Here is a 2435-nt window from a genome sequence, read left to right as displayed (position 1 = left end):
GCCGAGATCCTGAAGGCGATGGGCGACATTGCCGTGACGGCCATGAGCCCGCATCAGCAGGGAGACAGCACGTTTCGGTTCCGTCGGTGACGACCGAGCCTTTAGGGGTCAGATCCGTGTGAACGACGTCACCACGAGCCGGCGACGGTCACGTCGGCGCATTGACGGAGGCATGCTTGGCGTCGCAGGCCCATTTCGGCTCGTTGCTCACTTGTAGGGTTGGCTGCTATGACGCGTTTCCGGGATCGTGTGGCAATCGTGACAGGCGCCGGCTCCCCGAATGGCATTGGTGCCGCCGTCGCCACGGCACTCGTCGCGGAAGGTGCTCGGGTCGTCTTGGGCGCGACGTCAGATCGCGTACATCAGCGGGCCGCGGCGCTGGGAGATGCTGCCGTCGGCGTGGTCGCCGACCTGACTGTTGAAGGCGGCGCAGAGGCTCTGGTAAGCGCCGCTCTAGAGCGTTGGCAGCGGGTCGATGTGCTGGTCAACAACGCCGGCATGACTTCGGTGGCTTCGGGTTGGGACGCCGACGACGATGTTGCCAACCTGACCCTCGCCGACTGGGACGCGGCGTTAGCGCGCAACCTGTCGACTGCATTCCTGATGTGCCGCTCCGTAGTTCCCACGATGACAGCGGCCGGGTACGGTCGCATCGTCTCGATCGGGTCAACCACTGGCACGGTCAACGCGATGCCGGGACAGGCGACCTACACCGCCGCGAAGGCGGCGTTGGTGGGGCTTTCTCGGGCGCTCGCCCTCGAGGTCATCTCGAACGGTGTAACCGTGAACGTCGTTGCCCCCGGCTACATCGCGACCGGCTCGCAGTTGGATTTCGAAGCGGCGGCCGCCGCGGCAGGCCCGATCGGACGAAGCGGGACTCCAGCGGAGGTCGCTGCCTGTGTGCTGTTTCTGGCGCACGAGTCCGCCGCGTTCGTCACGGGAGCGGTGCTGGTGGCGGACGGCGGGCACGGCCTCCCGGAGACCTGGCCACGCGCGTGATGTTGACGGCGTCCCAGCGTCCCAGCGTCCAGCCGCATTGTCGACGACCGCACCAGGCAAGCATCGGCGAAAAGGGACCCTTCCGCACCTGGGTCGCGATACCCTACCGCCGGCACTGGTTGGTGATCTGCTCGGCGGCGTCACCTCCGGTGGCGGTGGTTGGCTGGTCATCGGCCGCCGGGCCTACCCGATCCCGCCGCGTCCTATCGCGGTGGCCGATATCGCGCGAGCAGCCGCCCCCAACCTTGGCGTGCCGATCGAAATCCCCGAACTGGGCGAACAACTCGGCAACAAGCGGCAGGCGTATCAACCCTTTGGGAGAGCCGAGCGTCTGCTTCGCAGTACCGGATGATGCACGATGGCGCACCACTGGGTTGCGTTTGTCGCGCTATGCGATGGTTGGCGGAATCGGTCTGCGGCACGGCCCAAAGTCCACCCGGAAAACATGTCCGCGGTGCGAGGACCTCACAGTTGCTGACGAAGGCGCAAATTGATGGTCGCGTTCTTCAGTGCCTCACAGATCAGGTCGCCGATAGCTTGGGCGGTCGGCTCGGCGGATTCGGCTTAGGCATAGGCGAACTCATCCGGAAAGTCGATCTCGCCGCCGTCGGGGCCCGGCCATCTTGGTCTCGAAGTAGTGGTCGTCCATCACCGCTTACCCCCTACCAACCGAAGTCCAGGTCGGTAGGTGCGACCGTGTGCCCCATAGCCCGCAGGTCCTCGGCGACGTGCTCGGCCTTGTCTAGGGGGAGATCGAGGGACTCGCCATTGAGCACCTTCACGCTGACCCTGAACGTGTATGGCGACTTCATCCCAGAAGGAGACGGCGGCGCGCTCAACAGCCTGCCCGAGCCTCCTGCGCCTACCGCGCAGGTCATGCCCGTGTCGCAAGGTAAATGGTGTTGGCTGACCGGCCTTCGGTGAGCGGGTTGTCGAACCAGACCTGCTGGGCCTCGACCTCGGTGAAGACGGTTTCGAGGACCGCGCTGAAGTCCTTGTCCGGTGCATCGTCGGACCACATGGCGAACGTGCCACCCGGGACGATATGAGCGGATGCGGCTCGTAGACCGTCAAGGGTGTAGAAGTCGGCGTGCGGATCGTGGAGCGGGTGGCGCGGCGAGTGGTCGATGTCGAGCAGGATCGCGTCATAGGTTCGGCAACGGTGCTGCGGATCGAATCCCACCACGCTCGTGGAAGCGGCGAAGAAGTCCGCGCACACCAGGGCGACGCGGCTGTCGACGGCCAGGCCAGCCGTATCCGGTAACAAGTTGCGTTCGTGCCAGTCGATGACCGCATCGGAGTATTCGATAACTGTCAGTGTCCGAATCCGTTTGCACTCCAACGCTTCTTGAGCGGTATAGCCGAGGCCTAGCCCACCAACGATCACGTCCAGGCCCGGTCCCGGCGTCCTCGCCAGTGCCAGCCGCGCCAGCTCC

4 protein-coding genes are annotated in these 2435 nt (G+C 65.3%); 2 read left to right on the top strand and 2 right to left on the bottom strand.

Going from position 1 to position 2435, the window contains the following annotated elements; all coding sequences use genetic code 11:
* Window positions 1-228 precede the first annotated feature (228 nt).
* Together VET27_RS16485 and VET27_RS16480 are read left to right on the top strand one after the other, a co-directional pair.
* On the top strand, window positions 229-999 hold the full coding sequence (locus tag VET27_RS16485) for an SDR family NAD(P)-dependent oxidoreductase (protein WP_526519992.1): 771 nt from the start codon (window positions 229-231) through the stop codon (window positions 997-999).
* 37 nt (window positions 1000-1036) lie between these two features.
* Entirely contained in the window at window positions 1037-1351 is a 315-nt protein-coding gene (locus tag VET27_RS16480) for a hypothetical protein (protein ID WP_526519990.1), read from the top strand.
* Window positions 1352-1661: 310 nt separating this feature from the next.
* Here VET27_RS16480 and VET27_RS16475 read toward each other — a convergent pair whose 3' ends face one another.
* Both VET27_RS16475 and VET27_RS16470 read right to left on the bottom strand, forming a co-directional pair.
* Window positions 1662-1811: a hypothetical protein gene (locus tag VET27_RS16475; RefSeq protein ID WP_526519988.1), complete on the bottom strand. Its 150-nt coding sequence runs from the start codon at window positions 1809-1811 to the stop codon at window positions 1662-1664.
* A 62-nt stretch (window positions 1812-1873) separates the two neighbouring features.
* A partial coding sequence (locus VET27_RS16470; RefSeq protein WP_526519986.1) for a polyamine aminopropyltransferase occupies window positions 1874-2435 on the bottom strand: 562 nt, incomplete at its 5' end.

It is taken from the genome of Mycobacterium sp. (assembly GCF_035633495.1).
Taxonomy (GTDB): domain Bacteria; phylum Actinomycetota; class Actinomycetes; order Mycobacteriales; family Mycobacteriaceae; genus Mycobacterium.
The sequence above is the reverse complement of the archived record's forward strand: the minus strand, read 5'-3'. Positions and strand labels throughout refer to the sequence as shown.

What these genes read in the sequence shown, in the direction of transcription:
- VET27_RS16485 (WP_526519992.1), top strand. Translation starts at nt 229, where the DNA reads ATGACGCGTTTCCGGGATCGTGTGGCAATCGTGACAGGCGCCGGCTCC.
- VET27_RS16475 (WP_526519988.1), bottom strand. Translation starts at nt 1,811, where the DNA reads ATGAAGTCGCCATACACGTTCAGGGTCAGCGTGAAGGTGCTCAATGGC.